Raw genomic sequence first — 15,730 nt, 5'->3', positions numbered from 1 at the left:
CTGATGCTAACCTACTGTGTAGGGGGGGCGGGCCCCCCCACCCCAACCAACCCATGCTCGCACCCAGGCCGGTTTCCGGCGGGGGGGCCGTACACGTGGGGTCCCCGCCCCGCCGTCGTTATTTGCTTGGTAAGCCCTACCGCTTGCCCTGGTTGGCTACGGCCAGGATGGCCTGTTCGGCAGCTTCGGGGTCAAGGTAGGTGCCGCCCCGCTTGATGGGCTCGAAGTTTTCGTCCAGGTCGTACACCAGCGGGATGCCGGTGGGGATGTTCAGGCCGGCGATGGCTTCGTCGCTGATGCCATCGAGGTGCTTGACCAGCGCGCGCAGCGAGTTGCCGTGGGCGGTGACCAGGACGGTCTTGCCTGCTTTGAGGTCTTCCTTGATGTCCGATTCCCAGTACGGCAGCAGGCGGACCAGCACGTCCTTCAGGCACTCGGTCCGGGGAAGGGCATCCCCGAGTCCGGCGTAACGGGGATCGTGGGCCTGGGAAAACTCGGAGTTGTCATCCAGGGGCGGCGGCGGGGTGTCGTAGGAACGGCGCCATTCCATGAACTGCTCCTCGCCGTATTCCGCAAGCGTCTGTGCCTTGTCCTTGCCCTGGAGGGCACCGTAGTGGCGTTCGTTCAGGCGCCAGTCGCGCTTGACCGGGATCCAGCCGCGGTCGGCCTTGTCCAGGGAGATGTTGGCCGTGTTGATGGCCCGCTTCAGGAGGGAGGTGTAGAGCACGTCCGGGAGGATGTTGTTCTCCACCAGGAGCTCACCACCGCGTGCTGCTTCCTCGCGGCCCTGGTCGTTCAGGTCAACGTCCACCCAGCCGGTGAACAGGTTCTTGGCGTTCCATTCGCTGTGGCCGTGGCGCAGCAGAATCAGCTTGTAAGTCATGATTTTCATCCTAGCCGAGCGCCGTTGCCGCCCGCCCAGCGTTACAAAGGCCCCGCGGTGGCACCACCTTCCACCGCTGCAAGGATAGGGTGGGGCGGTGGTGCAAAAGGCTGAACGGGTGACCGCCCCGCAGATCACCGGCCGGAACGCGGCCGGCAGGCAGGGCCGGCCGGTGGGCAACGTGACCCGCGGCACCACCAATCCCAACCGCATGCGCCGTCTTGACCGCTGGCTCACCGGGCCGCAGGCCTGGCGCCTCCGCTCCGCTGCCGACCCGCTGGTGGTGGACCTGGGGTACGGCGCCACCCCGGCCACCGCCGTCGAACTTTACGAGCGGCTGTCCGCCGTCCGTTCCGATGTCCGGGTCTGCGGCATCGAGATCGAACCGGAACGTGTACGTGCTGCCCTGCCCCTCCAGCGGCCGGGACTGAGTTTCCTCGTGGGCGGCTTCGAACTTCCTGTGCCGGGCCGTCCGGTCCTGGTGCGCGCATTCAACGTGCTGCGGCAGTATGAGGAGGCGGATGTGGCGGGGATCTGGCGGCTGGTGCAGGACCGTCTATCCGCTGACGGACTGTTCATCGATGGCACCTGCGATGAAATCGGGCGGCGCGTGACGTGGGTGGCGCTCGACCGCAGCCGGCCCTTGTCGCTCAGCGTGTCCGTCCGGTTCGGGAGCTTCGAGCTGCCGTCCGAGGTGGCCGAACGGCTGCCGAAGGCGCTGATCCACCGCAACGTTCCCGGCGAGCCCGTCCACGCCCTGATGCAGGCGATGGACCGGGCGTGGCTGGAATCAGCACCCCTGGCGTCATTTGGTAACAGGCAGCGCTGGCAGGCTATGTGCCGGGCGTTGCGCGACGCCGGCTGGCCGGTCCAGGACGGACCGGCGCGGTGGCGGCTCGGGGAGCTGACGGTGGGCTGGGAAGCAGTGGCGCCGCTGGCCTAAGTGAGCCGGTGGGGGCCCACGCCGGCAGGGTTGGGGATTACCAGGGGCCGTAGGGGCCCATGTTGCGGCTGCCGCCGCGGCCGGCGTCCTTCACGGCGGGCCGTACGTCGGCGAGGTACACGGACGCGGCGACTACCGCGGCCAGTCCAAAGAGGCCCAGCGTGCCGAAGAAACCGCCGCCGCTGCCGAACATTGAGATGACACCGACCAGGGCGGCTCCGCCGGTCAAGGCGAGCCAGAATGTCTTGGTCCTCTTGCCGGTTGCCTCAAAGGCATTGGCACGGTGCCGGGCGCAGTCGGCCACGGCCCACAGCTCAAGGCCCAGTGCCACCAGGGCAAGGATAAAGAACACTGCCTGCTCAACAGGCCGAATAATCAGTTCACCGTCCACAAGCCAAGCCTAGCTTCCCAACGTCTCCAGCGCCTGCTTCAGGTCCGCCCAGAGGTCTTCGACATTTTCGATGCCCACACTCATGCGGACAAGGTTCTCCGGCACGCTGACTGGTTCCGCCACATGCCGGCGCCTGCGCTCGATGAGGGACTCGACTCCGCCGAGGGAAGTCGCCGGGAGCCACAACTCCAGGGCACGCACAAGCTTGTCCGCAGCCTCGGCACCGTCCAGGCCCGCCACCGGTGCAATATGGACGCAGATAATGGACCCGAATCCCGTCATCTGTGCTTTGGCCCGTTCGTGTCCCGGATCGGCGGGAAGCCCCGGGAACCGGATGAAGTCGATGCGCGGATGCGTGCTGAGCCGTTCCGCCAGGATCATTGCGGACTGCTGCGACCGTTCCACCCGGAGTGCGAGCGTCCGCAGGCCCCGCAGTGCCAGCCATGCTTCGAAGGGACCGGCAATGGCGCCATGGATGGTCCGGTTGTGGAGCAGTGCGGAGCGCATGTCGGGGTTGGAGGTCACCAGGGCCCCGAGGACCACGTCGGAGTGGCCGGCCAGGTATTTGGTCACCGAATGGAGGACGACGTCGGACCCCATCGCCAGCGGCTGCTGCACCAACGGGGTGGAAAAGGTGTTGTCCGTGACCACGATGGCTCCGGCGGCATGGGCCGCGGCCGTCAGTGCCTTGATATCGGCGATGCCCAGCATGGGGTTGGTGGGGCTCTCCAGCCACAGCATGGCGGCAGGCCGGGCCCCGGGTCCGGCGGGTGCAAGCGCTTCCTTGACCGCGTCGGTGTCCGCGATGTCAACCATACGGAGTTCGATGAATCCCTTTTGCGCGAGTTCCGCAGCCATCACCAGGGTTCCCGAGTAGCTGTGCGTCGGCATGACCAGCACTCCCCCGGCTGGGATCAGCGACAGGGCCGAACTGACAGCTGCAAGGCCCGAGGCGTAGAGGAGGCCCGGCAGTTCGGCGCCCTCCAGCTGGCCAAGCGCCTCTTCGAAGGGGTCCCAGGTGGGGTTGGAGTACCGCCCGTATCCGCGGTCCCCCGGGCCCAGGGGGCCGGTACCGAAGTAGGTGGAGGAGAGGACGAGGGGCGGGTTGACTGGCTGGTCCCTTTCCCGCGGCGGACGTCCCGCCGCAACCACAACTGTTTCTGAAGACAGGGCAGCCGCCTGTTGTTCGGAAAGACTCATGGTGAAAGCGTACTTGTCCGCCGGAGAGGCCCCGGAAAGGCGATACCGGGGCCACTCGGGCTGTCCACAGGCGCCCCGCCTGATCGGAGAATGTCCATAGTGGGCCGGTAGGCTTGTGGGGTGAACAAACAAGGGGCCGGACTTTTCATCGCGTTTGAAGGCGGCGATGGCGCCGGCAAGTCGACGCAGGCTGCCCGGCTTGCAGACGCCCTTGAGTCCCGGGGACTGAGAGTGCTGCGTACCCGCGAGCCGGGCGGGACGCCCATCGGCGAAAAACTGCGTTCCCTGGTCCTTGACCATGGCCACGGCGAGATTGACGCCCACACAGAGGCACTGATCTTTGCGGCGTCCCGGGCTGCCCATGCCACCCAGGTGATCCGGCCGGCGCTGGAGCGCGGCGAGATTGTGCTGACGGACCGCTACATTGATTCCTCTGTTGCCTACCAGGGCGCCGGACGCGATCTGGGGAAGGACGCCGTCAGGGCCCTGAACGAGTGGGCCACCTCCGGCCTGCAGCCCCACCTCACCGTCCTGCTGGACGTTGACCCGGCGATGGGACGGCAGCGCCGGACCGCCGGTGACGCCGCCGAGGACCGGCTGGAATCCGAGGCGGACGAGTTCCACGGCCGGATCAGGGAAGCGTTCCTTGAGCTGGCGGCCAGCCGCCCCGGTTCCTACCTCGTGCTGCCCGCACATCTGCCCGTCGGCGAGCTGGCCGCGGCGATCCTCGCGCGGGTGGACGCCCTGCTGGCCAACCCTGAGGTGGCCCCCGTTGGCGCCGGCCCCTCCGCAGGTGACCACGGCGGCGGCACCCCATGACCGTGTGGGATGACCTCCAGGGCCAGCCCGCCGTCGTCGAGCAGCTGCGCCAGGCGTCCAGCGGTGAAGGCCTGACGCACGCGTGGCTGTTCACCGGCCCGCCGGGTTCCGGGCGCTCGAATGCCGCCAAGGCCTTTGCTGCGGCTTTGAACTGTGACCAGGAGGATGTGCGCCTGCGGGGCTGCGGCGAATGCCCGGCCTGCCTGACGATCCTGGGCGAAACCCATTCGGACGTGACCTTTGTGCGGACCGAAAAGGTCACCATCACCATCGACGAAGCACGTGAGCTGGTGGCTACTGCGGGGAACCGTCCCTCCGCGGGACGCTGGCGCATCATCGTGGTGGAAGACGCGGACCGGATGGCGGAGCGCACCACCAACGTTCTGCTCAAGGCCATCGAGGAACCCACACCGCGGACGGTATGGATGCTGTGCGCGCCCTCCCCCGCGGACGTGCTTGTCACCATCCGCTCACGCTGCCGCAGCGTAGCGTTGCGGCTGCCGCCGGCCGCTGATGTTGCCGCGCTTCTGGTGAAGCGCGACGGCGTGGACCCTGAACTCGCGGAACGGGCCGCCCGCGCCGCGCAAAGCCACGTGGGGATCGCACGCCGGCTGGCCAGGGATGCGGCAGCGAGGGAACGCCGGCTGGAGACTGTGAGGTTTCCGCTCGGGCTCCGGGGCGTCACCGCTGCCGTCATGATGGCGGACAAACTGGTGAAGATCGCCACCGCCGAGGCGAACAGCTCCAATGAGGAGCGCGACGCCGCCGAAAAAGCCGCGCTGCTGGCCACGCTCGGTGCACCCGAGTCCGGCACCCTCCCGCCGGCCATGCGAAGCCAGCTGAAGCAGCTGGAGGACGACCAGAAGCGCCGGGCGAAGCGTTCCATCACGGATTCCCTGGACCGTACCCTGACGGACCTGCTGTCCTTTTACCGCGATGTGCTGATTATCCAGCTCGGGAATGCTGTGGAGCTGGTAAACGTTGAGTTGAGGAGTGAATTGGAGGAGTTTGCCAGCCGTTCCACTCCAGAAGCCACCCTTGCCCGGATGGACGCCATCAACAAAGCCCGCGAACGCATCACCACCACCAACGTTGCCCCGCTGTTGACCATTGAGTCCATGGCAGCCAGCCTGATCTAGCCCCCTTCCAAGGAGACCCGATGACTGCCCGCCCCCTGCCCGCACGCCACCGAGCCGTGGTGGTCGGACTCCGTGCCGCCGGTGCCTTGGTTCTTTCCATGGTGCTGGCCTCGTGCAGCCTCCTTAACGGCGGCGACCGCAACCAGGAGACGGCCACCGCCAAGGCCGATCCTTCCATCGTGGCCTCTGCCCCGTCCGGGCTGGAGCAGTTTTACTCGCAGGAAGTGGTGTGGGAGCCCTGCGAAAATGAGTTCCAGTGCGCCAAGGTGACCGTGCCCATGGATTACGAGGATCCCGAGGGCGCGTCGATCCAGATTGCCGCGCTGAGGGCTCCCAGCACCGGCCGGAAAACCGGGAGCCTGCTGGTGAATCCCGGCGGCCCCGGCGCCTCCGGTTACGACTTCGTCAAGGACGCGGCCGGCACCCACTTCTCGCAGACGGTCCGCGACGCCTACGACCTGGTGGGCTTCGACCCCCGCGGTGTTAAGCGCTCTTCTCCGGTGACCTGCCTGACCGATGCCGAGCGGGACGCGGCACGGGCAAAGATCTACGATCTTGAAACGGATGATGGCCTGGCAGTTGCCCGGGCGGACAACAAGGCGATCGCGGACCAGTGCGCCGAGCAGACCGGCGAGGTGCTGGCGCATATCGATACGCAGAGTGCCGCGAAGGACCTGGACATCCTCCGGGCAGTGGTCAACGACAAGAAGCTGAACTACCTGGGCTACTCCTACGGGACGTTCCTGGGTTCCACGTATGCTGCCCTTTTCCCGGACAACGTGGGACGCATGGTGCTCGATGGTGCCCTGGATCCTTCCATCAGCAACGAGGAGCTGACCAGCGGCCAGGCCCGGGCCTTTGAAAAGGCCATCCGCGCGTATGTTGCCAGCTGCCAGCAGCAGGACGGGTGCCCGTTGAGCGGGGACGTCGACTCCGGCGTGCAGCAGATCCGCGACCTCATCGCCGCTGTGCAGCAGACGCCGCGCACCGCCAAGGACGGCAGGACCGTCAACGCCACGATGTTCGTCAGCGGACTCATCACCCCTCTCTACAACGACCAGAGCTGGCCGGCCCTGACCCAGGCCCTGGAAGCGGCAATGACCGGGGACGTCAGCCTGATGCTGCGCCTGGCAGACCTTGGTGCCGACCGGTCGTCCAACGGCACCTACTCGTCCAATTCGACCTTCGCCTTCAACGCGATCAACTGCCTGGACTACCCCATGGAGTCCGACCCCGCCGCGATGCGGGCGGAGCAGCAGCGCCTGATGCAGGAATCGCCCACGCTGGGGTACTTTTTTGCGTACGGCGGCACGAGCTGCTCCGACTGGCCCTACAAGAACGTCCGGACGCCTGCACCGGTTGAGTACACCGGCGACTCCCCGATCGTGGTCATCGGCACCACCGGCGATCCCGCTACCCCAGTCGAATGGGCCGCGTCGCTGCGGAAGCAGCTCGGAAATGCCACGCTGATGACGTGGGAAGGCGAAGGCCACACCGCCTACGGACGGTCCAACAGCTGCATCGAGGATCCGGTGGACAGGTACCTGGTGAGCGGCGAAGTGCCGGCCGACAACACGGTGTGCTGAACGCCTCAGCTGTTCGAGGGCGTCCCATTTTGACCCGGGCGCGGGGACTCTATTACAGTTGACTCTTGCATGAAGCGCCCGGTTTTCCCGGGAATTTCATGCGGTGCTTCCTTAGCTCAGTCGGTAGAGCGTTTCACTCGTAATGAAAAGGTCATCAGTTCGATTCTGATAGGAAGCTCGGGATAAACCCCCTATTGCCCCTAGTTTTAGGGCTTTGGGGGGTTTTTCGCTGGTTAAGCGGCGTCATTGGCCGAGGGCAGGGCGTCAGGCGTGCCGCCGATCCCCAAAGCCATCAGAATCCCGACCGGTACCGTCCTCACCCTTGGCCCTCCACAGTCGTAGGCTACTGGGTAGGCTGGCACTGAATGGCCGGCCTCGGGTCCCGAAGGGAACGAAGAGTGGACAGTACTGCTGCTACCTGGTTCTTGAGTGGCGCTGAGCGGGAACATGCAGCCACCGACGTGCACGCGGGCGGGTCCGGCTCCCCGGCCTGGTCCGAGGGCAACCTCGTTCGGCCCCTGATTCACGGCGCCACCTACTTCGCCCGGCTGCATGAGGAGTTGTCGGCCCTTCAGGCGGGAGACCGTGTGTGGTTCACCGACTGGCGCGGCGATGGCGACGAGCGGCTGACGCCGGACGGGCCGGCGATCGGTGAGTTGCTGGCGGGATTGGCACGTGCGGGGGTGGAAGTGCGGGGCCTGGTCTGGAGGTCCCACGGGGAGCGCGTGTCTGCCCCCATGAGCAACCTGTCCAACGAGCACCTCAGCCGCCAGATCAATGACGCCGGCGGCGAGGTGCTGCTGGATCAGCGGGTGCGCCTCTTCGGCTGCCACCACCAGAAACTCTTCGTCATCCGCAACCGTAATGACCCTTCGCGGGACGTCGCGTTCGTGGGCGGAATCGACCTTTCCCACAGCCGCCGGGACGACGCCGACCACGGCGGAGACCCACAGGCGGTAGACATGGATCCCCGGTACGGGAAACAACCTCCGTGGCACGATGCAGCCCTCGAACTGCACGGCCCGGTGGTGGCAGATGTGCTGCAGCTGTTCGCGGAACGGTGGGATGACCCCCATCCCCTGGACCGGTGCACACCCTACAGGATGCTGCTGCAGCGCCTGGCCGATATGCCCCGGCACCCCGAACCCCTTCCGGAGACTGCCCCGCCGCCACCACCGGCCGGCCCCCACGCCGTGCAGCTGCTGCGCACCTACGGCGTGAAGCATCCGCCGTTCCCGTTCGCACCTGGCGGCGAGCGAAGCGTTGCCCTGGCCTACACAAAAGCCTTCGCCCTGGCCCGCTCCCTGATCTACATCGAGGACCAGTACCTGTGGTCGGCAGAGGTGGCAGCCGGCATCGCCTCGGCCCTGGAACAGAACCCCGGGTTGAAGGTGATCGCCGTCGTGCCCCGCTACCCGGACTCCGACGGTCCGCTCGGAGGGCCGCCCAAGCGGCTGGGGCAACTGCGTGCCATCGAAACGATAAGCCGGGCTGCGCCGGACCGATTCGGCGTGTTCAATCTGGAAAACAGGGCCGGAACCCCGATCTATATCCACGCCAAAATCTGCATCATCGACGACACCTGGTTCACCTGCGGATCGGACAACTTCAACCGCCGGTCCTGGACCACCGACAGTGAGCTCACCTGCGCCGTCATCGACACCTCTTCCCCTGGCCAGGGTGGGCCCGCCGCAGGCACGGACCCCGGCGCTTCCGGGCCGCTGGCCCACGCGCTCCGGCGCCAGCTCTGGGCTGAACACCTTGGCCTGGACCAGAACGACCCGCAGCTCCACGCCCCGGAGGATGGGCTCAAACTGTGGAACGCCGCCGCGGACGCCCTTGACGGTTGGCACGAAGCCGGACGCCGCCAGCCCCGTCCCGACGGGCATGTGCGGCACCACACCACAAAACCCGTACCGCGACTTCAGCGTCTCTGGGCGGAGCCTGCAAACCGCTTCCTCGTGGACCCGGACGGGCGCCCCCGCCGGCTGCGCGGCACCACCAGGTTCTAGTGCCTGCTAGGCTACGCGGGCGGCCGCTGGGGCCGCAATGAAAAACTGGGGGAATCTCATGCCTGCAAAAACCATGCTCCGGCTCTCGGCCTGCGGGGCAGCAGCAGCTGCCTTGATGGGCGCCGTGGCCGCGCCGGCCACGGCCGCCAGCACCGAGGGCACCACATTCACGATCCGTGATACGTGCACCGAATTGGCACCTGAGATAACAACATGCAGCGCGATGACCGAACGCCGTATCGAAGTCCATACACCGTCGGGGATCACGATATTCCAGGGCTACCGCGAGTATTCAGATGCCACCGCGTACCCGGGCGGGTCGCACACGTCTGAGGGGACGCGCAGGTATCTTGTCGTTTACACATCGTCCGTGGAGGTACCGGATGGCACCTACTACCTCGACCCACAGGTGACGCGGGTTGATGGTTCAGACGTTCTGTCCTACTCGGACGGGCTGACCTGCGTCCTGGATACCAACTTCGTGGAGGCGAACGTCTCCGGCGGCTACAACCACAGCACCGGCTCCTGCACCACCAGCTGATTCGCGGTGACCAGGTGAAGGCCCGTCCGCTACCTTCCAGATGGGTCTTCGCCGCACCCGGGGGCGGGAGGCCCGGTCACCACGACTGCCTGGCGAATCCGGCAGGGCCTGGCGAAACGGCAACTGATGAAGGTGCCGCCTAAGATGGCGAACATGGAAGAGCAGGCCCTGGCAGACATCGCGAACGGGCTGTACGCCGCGCCTTTGGAGGACTTTGTGGCGGCCCGGACGGCTGCAGCAAAGGAAGCTGCCGGGCAGGACAAAGAGCTGGGCGCCGCCGTAAAAGGACTTCCCAAGCCGTCGGTCGCGGCCTGGGCCGTGAACATGCTCGCCCTGCACCAGCCGGAGGTCCTCGACGGCCTGGCCGATCTCGGCTCCCGGATGCGCGCCGCGCAGGCCGCACTCGACGCACCGTCGCTCCGCGAACTGGGACGGGAGCGCCGCACCATGCTGGCCGCCGCCGTCGACACCGCCAAGTCGGTGGTCCAGCAGCAGGGACGCGCCATTAGCGAAACCATCGCCGGGGATGTCGAAGAAACGCTTCGCGCCCTGACGGCCGACGCCGGGGCCGCGGCTGCCGTCCGCAGCGGGCGGCTTGTGAAGACCCTGTCGGCGGATGGCGTGGGCGCCGCCGACCTCGAAGGGGCGGTGGCGGTTCCCGGGGCGCTTCCTGCGGCCCCGCCGGACGCAGCCCCGGCGGCGACCCCGGCCCGCAAACCGGCGCCGACAGCAGCCAAGAAGCAACGCACGACGGCGGAGCGCCCCTCCCAGCCCCAGGCAACCAAGCCGCGGCTTGAGGCAGTCCGGCAGACGGCCCGGCCGGCGTCCCCGCCGGCGCTGGAAAAGGCCCAGGCGGCCCTGGCGGAAGCCCGGGAGGAGGAGGCAAGGACGAACGAACTGGCCCGGGAACTGCAGGAGCAAGCGGAACAAACCAGGACGGACATTGCCGCCCTGCAGCGGGAAACAGCGGAACTCCGTGACCGGTTGAAAGCCGCGGAGGAAGAGCTGGAGCGCTCCCGCAGGCGGCTCACCACCACGGCTGCCGAGGCAAAGCAGGCTGCACGGGCAGCGGACAAAGCCGGGCGGACGGCCATGCTGGCGCAGGAGCGGGTCCTCCGGCTGGGCAACACGCGGGGCTGATTCCGGGAATTGTCAGACCCCTCTTGCACACTGGATTTATGGAAAACCAACCCGTACAGGAATTTCACGTCACCTACTTCGATGCCGACTGCGGCCGGTCCAGGGCTGAAATTTTCGACACCCTGGCAGAGGCGCAGCGGTTCGCCAACAGGCACTGCTCCGGCGAGGACAGCTGGGCTGTCATCGATGCTGTCACCGTGGAGCACATCAAGATCGCTGCCTGACCGCCCCCGGGAGGTTACGGCTTAAAGCAGGAACCCGCACTGCCCCAATCAGGCAGTGCGGGTCCGTACCGCTTATTGCAACGGTGCCCTATGGCAAGGACGTCGCCTACGCGAAGTCAGAAACCGCCGGGTCCGGGCCGATGCGGCCTTCACCGTTACCGGTGCGGTCCAGGGCGTTGATGGCCTCGACGTCCTCCGCGTCCAGGGAGACCTCCAGCGCCGCGAAGTTTTCACGGATCCGTGACTCGGTGACTGACTTGGGGATCACCACGTTGCCGATGGCGAGGTGCCAGGCGATGACCACCTGGGCGGGGGTGGCCTGGTGTTTGGCGGCGATTCGCGCCACCGTTGCGTCCTCGAGCAGCTCACCGCCCTGCCCCAGCGGCGACCACGCCTGCGTCAGGATGCCCTTCGAGGCCCCGAATTCGCGCAGCTCACGCTGGCTGAAGTGCGGGTGCAGCTCGATCTGGTGGATGGCCGGGACGACGCCTGTTTCATCGATCAAACGCTGCAGGCCTTCGGCGGTGAAGTTGGAAACGCCGATGGACTTGACCCGGCCGCGCTTCTGGAGTTCGATCAGCGCCTTCCAGGTGTCCACGTACTTGTCCTGCTTGGGCTGCATCCAGTGGATGAGGTACAGGTCCAGGGTCTCCAGGCCAAGCCTGTCCATCGATTCCTCGAAGGCCGCCAGGGTGGACTCGTAGCCCTGGTCCGCGTTCCACAGTTTGGTGGTGATGAAGATCTGCTCCGGGGACAGGCCGGAGCTGGCGATGGCACGGCCCACTCCCGCTTCGTTGCCGTAGATCTTTGCGGTATCGATGTGGCGGAAGCCGGCTTCGAACGCCTGGCGGACTACCTTCTCGGCCACTCCGTCCTCAACCTGCCACACGCCGTAGCCGAGCTGGGGAATCGTGTTTCCGTCATTGAAAGTCAGTGTAGGTGAAGAAGTCATGGATTTATCCTGCCAAACAATCCACGCTGCGCCGGGGCATTCGGGCCCTGCTAAGCCACACGCTTAACGGGGAATATCCCGCCTTAACAGGGAATATTCCGGCCGGTGCACCTAGGAGGCCTCCTCATGAAGGTGCCTCTCGGCGTCGGACACCTGCTGGTAAACGGCCTCCGCACGGCGGCGCACGGACGCCGCCCCTACCGGCACGGGCCCCACGGCGAGCCGCAGCATCGCCGCCGCTTCAGCGGTGGTGGCCAGCGAATTGCCCGCCTTGGACAACGCCCGGTGAACTCCGGAAAGGGCAGCCGGGATGTCCAGCCCCTCGCTGGGCGACCGCCGCTGTGCCTCCACGCAGACAGCCCTCACCCGGTCCAGGAGCGCGGCCAGTTCATTGGCAATCTCCACCAGCTCCTCGTACAGCTGGTCGTCCTCCACGCCTTCGAGCACCTGGTGGAAGCGGTCCAGTCCCCGATGGAAGCGGTCGTGCGCCCTGCGCCACAACCCCTTCCCCAGTTCCGCGTCGTCCTTGCGCCCCTGCCTGGAAGCGCTGAAAAAGCCCAAGCGCAACCTACAGATACTGTCCGGGACCGTGGTCCGGGTCGTTCTGCTGCCCCGGGCGTCCCGGAGCGCCGGGCCGGGAACCGGCGGGAGCGCGCTGGGGCTCGCCGTTCTCGCCGATCACCACGCCCGGGGCGATCATTGTGCCAGGCGGAAGCTGGCGCAACTGCATCTGCGCGGCTGCGTGCTCGCGGGCTGCATGCTGGGCAGCGATGGCTGTCTGGATGCCGTGGAACAGCCCTTCCAGCCAGCCCACCAGCTGCGCCTGCGCAATGCGGAGCTCTGCGTCGGAGGGTGTGGCCTCGTCCGAGAAGGGAAGGCTGATCCGGTCCAGTTCCTCCACCAGCTCGGGCGCCAGCCCGTCTTCCAGCTCCTTGATGGAGCGCTCATGGATTTCGGCGAGCCTGCCCCGGGCTGCGTCATCCAGCGGGGCGGACTTCACCTCCTCCAGGAGCTGGCGGATCATGGTGCCGATCCGCATTACCTTGGCTGGTTCGTCCACCAGGTCCTGCAGGCTGCTGCCCTTGGGCTTGGTGCCGTCCGGCTGGGCCGCCGGCACCGGGGGCTGGCTGTCGTCGATGGTGGTGCCTTCTACCGGGAGGTCCTCAGGTGCCTGAGTGTCTTTCGGATCGCTCATGCGTTCATACTCTCACGAGGAATCCGTCCGAACGGCACTCGATGAAGCCGCCTGACGGTTGTCCGCTGCGGGCTCAATCAGCAGCACCTGCCCTGCGGGTTGGCGTCCTGGCGGTCCGTCCGGTCGCGCCAGAACTCCCGCTCACTGAGTGGCGGTTCCTTGTGGCCGGCGTCCCGGTGGTGTTCGAGGTATTTGGCGTAGGCGTCGGCACCCATGACGCCCCCCATATACCGTGCGAACCCCTTGAACCCGTTGGAGAGCGCTGCAAGTCCGGTGCTCATCAGTGGTGTCCTGCCCGCTCAAAGCGCAGGTTGGCTGGAACCTTTTCCCATTCCGCCAGCAGCTCACGCTCGGCACGGGTGGGAATGAGTCCAGCAGGAGCGAAGACGCGCGACGGGAGGGCCGGGTCTTCGTTGTCCTTGGTGGGAACGCCGGCCGCCCTGTTCCGGAACGCCCGGACGGTGGCGAGCAACGCCGTCGCAATGACAATGATGCTCAGGACCACGAAGATCACCGAGAGCCAGCCTTGGATGGCGGTATTGCGAACCACGGCCTCCATGGCCACTACGGTCTTGGCGCTGCCGAACTCGGTCTTCCCCTCGGCAAGGGCCTTGCTGAAGGCGGCGTTGTTGGCGAAGTAGCCTACGGCGGGGGTCGGGGAGAAGATCTTCTGGTAGCTCGCGGTGATGGTGACCACCGCGGCGAAGGCCAGCGGCAGCGCGACGATCCACAGGTATTTGAAGGATCCGCGCTTGGCTGCGATGGCCAGGCACACGGACAGGGCGATGGCCGCCAGCAGCTGGTTGGCGATGCCGAACAGCGGGAACAGTGTATTGATGCCGCCCAGCGGATCGGTCACGCCCATCAGCAGTACCGCGCCCCAGGCACCCACCATGATCGCCGTGCAGAGCCAGGCCCCGGGCCGCCAGGAGGCTTCCTTGAACTTGGGGACGAAGTTGCCGATGGAGTCCTGCAGCATGAACCGCGCCACGCGCGTGCCGGCGTCCACTGCCGTCAGGATGAACAGGGCTTCGAACATGATGGCGAAGTGGTACCAGAACGCCATCATGGCGGTGCCGCCAATGAACTGCTGCATGATGTGTGCGAGGCCCACAGCGAGGGTGGGAGCGCCGCCGGTGCGCGAGACGATGCTTTCCTCGCCCACGTTGGCTGCCGTCTGGGACAGGAATTCCGGAGTGAGGTTCACGCCGCTCAGGCCCAGGCTGTTGACCCACGTGGCGGCCGTTTCCACTGTTCCGCCCGTCAGTGCGGTGGGTGAGTTCATGGCGAAGTACAGGCCACGGTCAATCGAAATGGCGGCAACCAGGGCCATGATGGCCACGAACGATTCCATCAGCATTCCGCCATAGCCGATGAAGCGCGTCTGGCGTTCCTTCTCCACCAGTTTTGGCGTGGTGCCGGAGGAGATGAGGGCGTGGAAGCCGGACAGCGCGCCACAGGCGATGGTCACGAAGAGGAAGGGGAAGAGGGATCCGGGGAACACGGGCCCGTTGTCCCTGCTGGCGAATTCGCTGAAGGCCGGCACGGTGATTTCCGGGCGGACAACGATGATGGCCAGCGCGAGCATCACGATCACGCCGATTTTCATGAATGTGGAGAGGTAGTCCCGGGGTGCCAGGAGCAGCCACACGGGCAGGATAGCGGCGATGAAGCCGTACACGATCAGGCCCCAGGCGATGGTCACCTTGTCCAGGCTGAAGATGTCCGCGCCCCACGGGGTTTCTGCCACGATGCCGCCGCCGATGATGGCCGCCATCAGCAGCACGAAACCGATCAGTGAAACCTCCATCACCTTGCCGGGCCGGAGGTAGCGAAGGTAGATGCCCATGAACAGGGCGATGGGGATGGTCAGGCTGACGGAGAACACGCCCCACGGGCTTTCACCCAGGGCATTGACGACGACGAGCGCGAGGATGGCGACGATGATCACCATGATGAGCAGGGTGGCGATGAGGGCCGCAGTGCCGCCGATGACGCCGAGTTCCTCGCGGGCCATCTGGCCCAGGGAACGTCCGCCCCGGCGCATCGAGAAGAACATGACCAGGTAGTCCTGCACGGCACCGGCGAGAACGACGCCGATGATGATCCAGATGGTGCCGGGAAGGTAGCCCATCTGGGCTGCAAGCACGGGGCCAACCAGGGGCCCGGCGCCGGCGATGGCGGCAAAGTGGTGGCCGAACAGGACGTTGCGGTCCGTCCGGACATAGTCCTTGCCGTCGGCCTTGTATTCGGCCGGGGTGGCCCGGCGGTCATCCGGCCGGGTGATGTACCGCTCGATCACCTTGGAATAGAAACGGTAGCCGATCAGGTAGGTGCACACCGATGCGAACACGAACCAGATCGCATTGACGGTCTCCCCGCGGATGATGGCGAGCATGAACCACGCCACGCCGCCGAGCAGGGCAATGGCGGCCCACAAGGCGATTTTGCCGGGCGTCCACTTCCTCTCCTCTGCCTCCCGGGCATTCTCATCCACGGCGGCAGGGGGAAGGGCCGAATCTGTGGCCACAGCACCCTCCCTCCGGAATGAACCGTTCCGATCATCAGGCGTTCCGGCCATGTCTCCTCCTTGAGTGGGTGCAGGTCTCCCCTTACTAAGGCACCTTACCAACGCCTGTTCCAGATGGGGATGGGTTCTGCCGCCCGCCGCCGGCCGGTGCGGCGAACGGCAGCCACGGGGCGCC

Annotated in this window: 16 protein-coding genes and 1 tRNA gene; 9 read left to right on the top strand and 8 right to left on the bottom strand. The window is 66.4% G+C overall.

Features of this window, described 5'->3' with window-relative positions:
* Window positions 1-136: 136 nt before the first annotated feature.
* On the bottom strand, window positions 137-883 hold the full coding sequence (locus ACZ9BC_RS20010; RefSeq protein ID WP_476247451.1) for a phosphoglyceromutase: 747 nt from the start codon (window positions 881-883) through the stop codon (window positions 137-139).
* Window positions 884-980: 97 nt separating this feature from the next.
* Here ACZ9BC_RS20010 and ACZ9BC_RS20005 point away from each other — a divergent pair, with 97 nt between their 5' ends.
* The gene (locus ACZ9BC_RS20005) at window positions 981-1,826 is read left to right on the top strand and encodes a class I SAM-dependent methyltransferase (RefSeq protein ID WP_275725058.1); all 846 of its coding nucleotides are present in this window, start codon (window positions 981-983) and stop codon (window positions 1,824-1,826) included.
* A gap of 37 nt (window positions 1,827-1,863) precedes the next feature.
* Here the strand turns inward: ACZ9BC_RS20005 and ACZ9BC_RS20000 are convergent, their stop codons facing one another.
* Both ACZ9BC_RS20000 and ACZ9BC_RS19995 read right to left on the bottom strand, forming a co-directional pair.
* Entirely contained in the window at window positions 1,864-2,217 is a 354-nt protein-coding gene (locus ACZ9BC_RS20000) for a DUF2516 family protein (RefSeq protein ID WP_115525938.1), read from the bottom strand.
* Window positions 2,218-2,226: 9 nt separating this feature from the next.
* Complete coding sequence (locus ACZ9BC_RS19995; RefSeq protein ID WP_476247450.1) at window positions 2,227-3,417, bottom strand: trans-sulfuration enzyme family protein; 1,191 nt, start codon at window positions 3,415-3,417, stop codon at window positions 2,227-2,229.
* Window positions 3,418-3,537: 120 nt separating this feature from the next.
* Here ACZ9BC_RS19995 and tmk point away from each other — a divergent pair, with 120 nt between their 5' ends.
* From tmk to ACZ9BC_RS19955, 8 genes are all read left to right on the top strand, one after another.
* Window positions 3,538-4,236, top strand: a complete 699-nt coding sequence (tmk, locus tag ACZ9BC_RS19990) for a dTMP kinase (RefSeq protein WP_476247449.1) — start codon at window positions 3,538-3,540, stop codon at window positions 4,234-4,236.
* Window positions 4,233-5,375, top strand: coding sequence for a DNA polymerase III subunit delta' (locus tag ACZ9BC_RS19985; protein WP_476247448.1), 1,143 nt, complete (start codon window positions 4,233-4,235; stop codon window positions 5,373-5,375). Before tmk ends, ACZ9BC_RS19985 begins: the two co-directional genes overlap by 4 nt.
* A gap of 20 nt (window positions 5,376-5,395) precedes the next feature.
* A complete protein-coding gene (locus ACZ9BC_RS19980; protein WP_476247447.1) occupies window positions 5,396-6,961 on the top strand; it encodes an alpha/beta hydrolase in 1,566 nt (521 codons plus the stop codon).
* 105 nt (window positions 6,962-7,066) lie between these two features.
* A tRNA-Thr gene (locus ACZ9BC_RS19975) sits at window positions 7,067-7,139 on the top strand.
* A gap of 220 nt (window positions 7,140-7,359) precedes the next feature.
* On the top strand, window positions 7,360-8,973 hold the full coding sequence (locus tag ACZ9BC_RS19970) for a phospholipase D family protein (RefSeq protein ID WP_476247446.1): 1,614 nt from the start codon (window positions 7,360-7,362) through the stop codon (window positions 8,971-8,973).
* 58 nt (window positions 8,974-9,031) lie between these two features.
* On the top strand, window positions 9,032-9,514 hold the full coding sequence (locus tag ACZ9BC_RS19965; RefSeq protein WP_476247445.1) for a hypothetical protein: 483 nt from the start codon (window positions 9,032-9,034) through the stop codon (window positions 9,512-9,514).
* 144 nt (window positions 9,515-9,658) lie between these two features.
* Window positions 9,659-10,654, top strand: coding sequence for a hypothetical protein (locus ACZ9BC_RS19960; protein WP_476247444.1), 996 nt, complete (start codon window positions 9,659-9,661; stop codon window positions 10,652-10,654).
* A 38-nt stretch (window positions 10,655-10,692) separates the two neighbouring features.
* A complete protein-coding gene (locus ACZ9BC_RS19955) occupies window positions 10,693-10,878 on the top strand; it encodes a hypothetical protein (protein ID WP_275725069.1) in 186 nt (61 codons plus the stop codon).
* A 106-nt stretch (window positions 10,879-10,984) separates the two neighbouring features.
* On the opposite strand, the gene ACZ9BC_RS19950 is transcribed toward ACZ9BC_RS19955, so the two are convergent.
* The 5 genes from ACZ9BC_RS19950 to ACZ9BC_RS19930 all read right to left on the bottom strand — a co-directional run bounded on the left by ACZ9BC_RS19950 (window position 10,985) and on the right by ACZ9BC_RS19930 (window position 15,606).
* Window positions 10,985-11,830 carry an aldo/keto reductase gene (locus ACZ9BC_RS19950; protein WP_476247443.1) on the bottom strand — a complete coding sequence of 282 codons (846 nt, stop codon included), beginning with the start codon at window positions 11,828-11,830 and terminating at the stop codon, window positions 10,985-10,987.
* 111 nt (window positions 11,831-11,941) lie between these two features.
* Complete coding sequence (locus ACZ9BC_RS19945; protein WP_476247442.1) at window positions 11,942-12,391, bottom strand: hypothetical protein; 450 nt, start codon at window positions 12,389-12,391, stop codon at window positions 11,942-11,944.
* Window positions 12,392-12,398: 7 nt separating this feature from the next.
* Complete coding sequence (locus ACZ9BC_RS19940) at window positions 12,399-13,025, bottom strand: bacterial proteasome activator family protein (RefSeq protein ID WP_476247441.1); 627 nt, start codon at window positions 13,023-13,025, stop codon at window positions 12,399-12,401.
* A 77-nt stretch (window positions 13,026-13,102) separates the two neighbouring features.
* A complete protein-coding gene (locus ACZ9BC_RS19935) occupies window positions 13,103-13,306 on the bottom strand; it encodes a YbdD/YjiX family protein (RefSeq protein WP_476247440.1) in 204 nt (67 codons plus the stop codon).
* Window positions 13,306-15,606, bottom strand: coding sequence for a carbon starvation CstA family protein (locus ACZ9BC_RS19930; protein WP_476247439.1), 2,301 nt, complete (start codon window positions 15,604-15,606; stop codon window positions 13,306-13,308). The genes ACZ9BC_RS19935 and ACZ9BC_RS19930 overlap by 1 nt, the downstream gene beginning before the upstream one ends.
* Window positions 15,607-15,730: the final 124 nt, after the last annotated feature.

This window comes from Pseudarthrobacter sp. TE3704 (genome assembly GCF_056279405.1).
The sequence above is the reverse complement of the archived record's forward strand: the minus strand, read 5'-3'. Positions and strand labels throughout refer to the sequence as shown.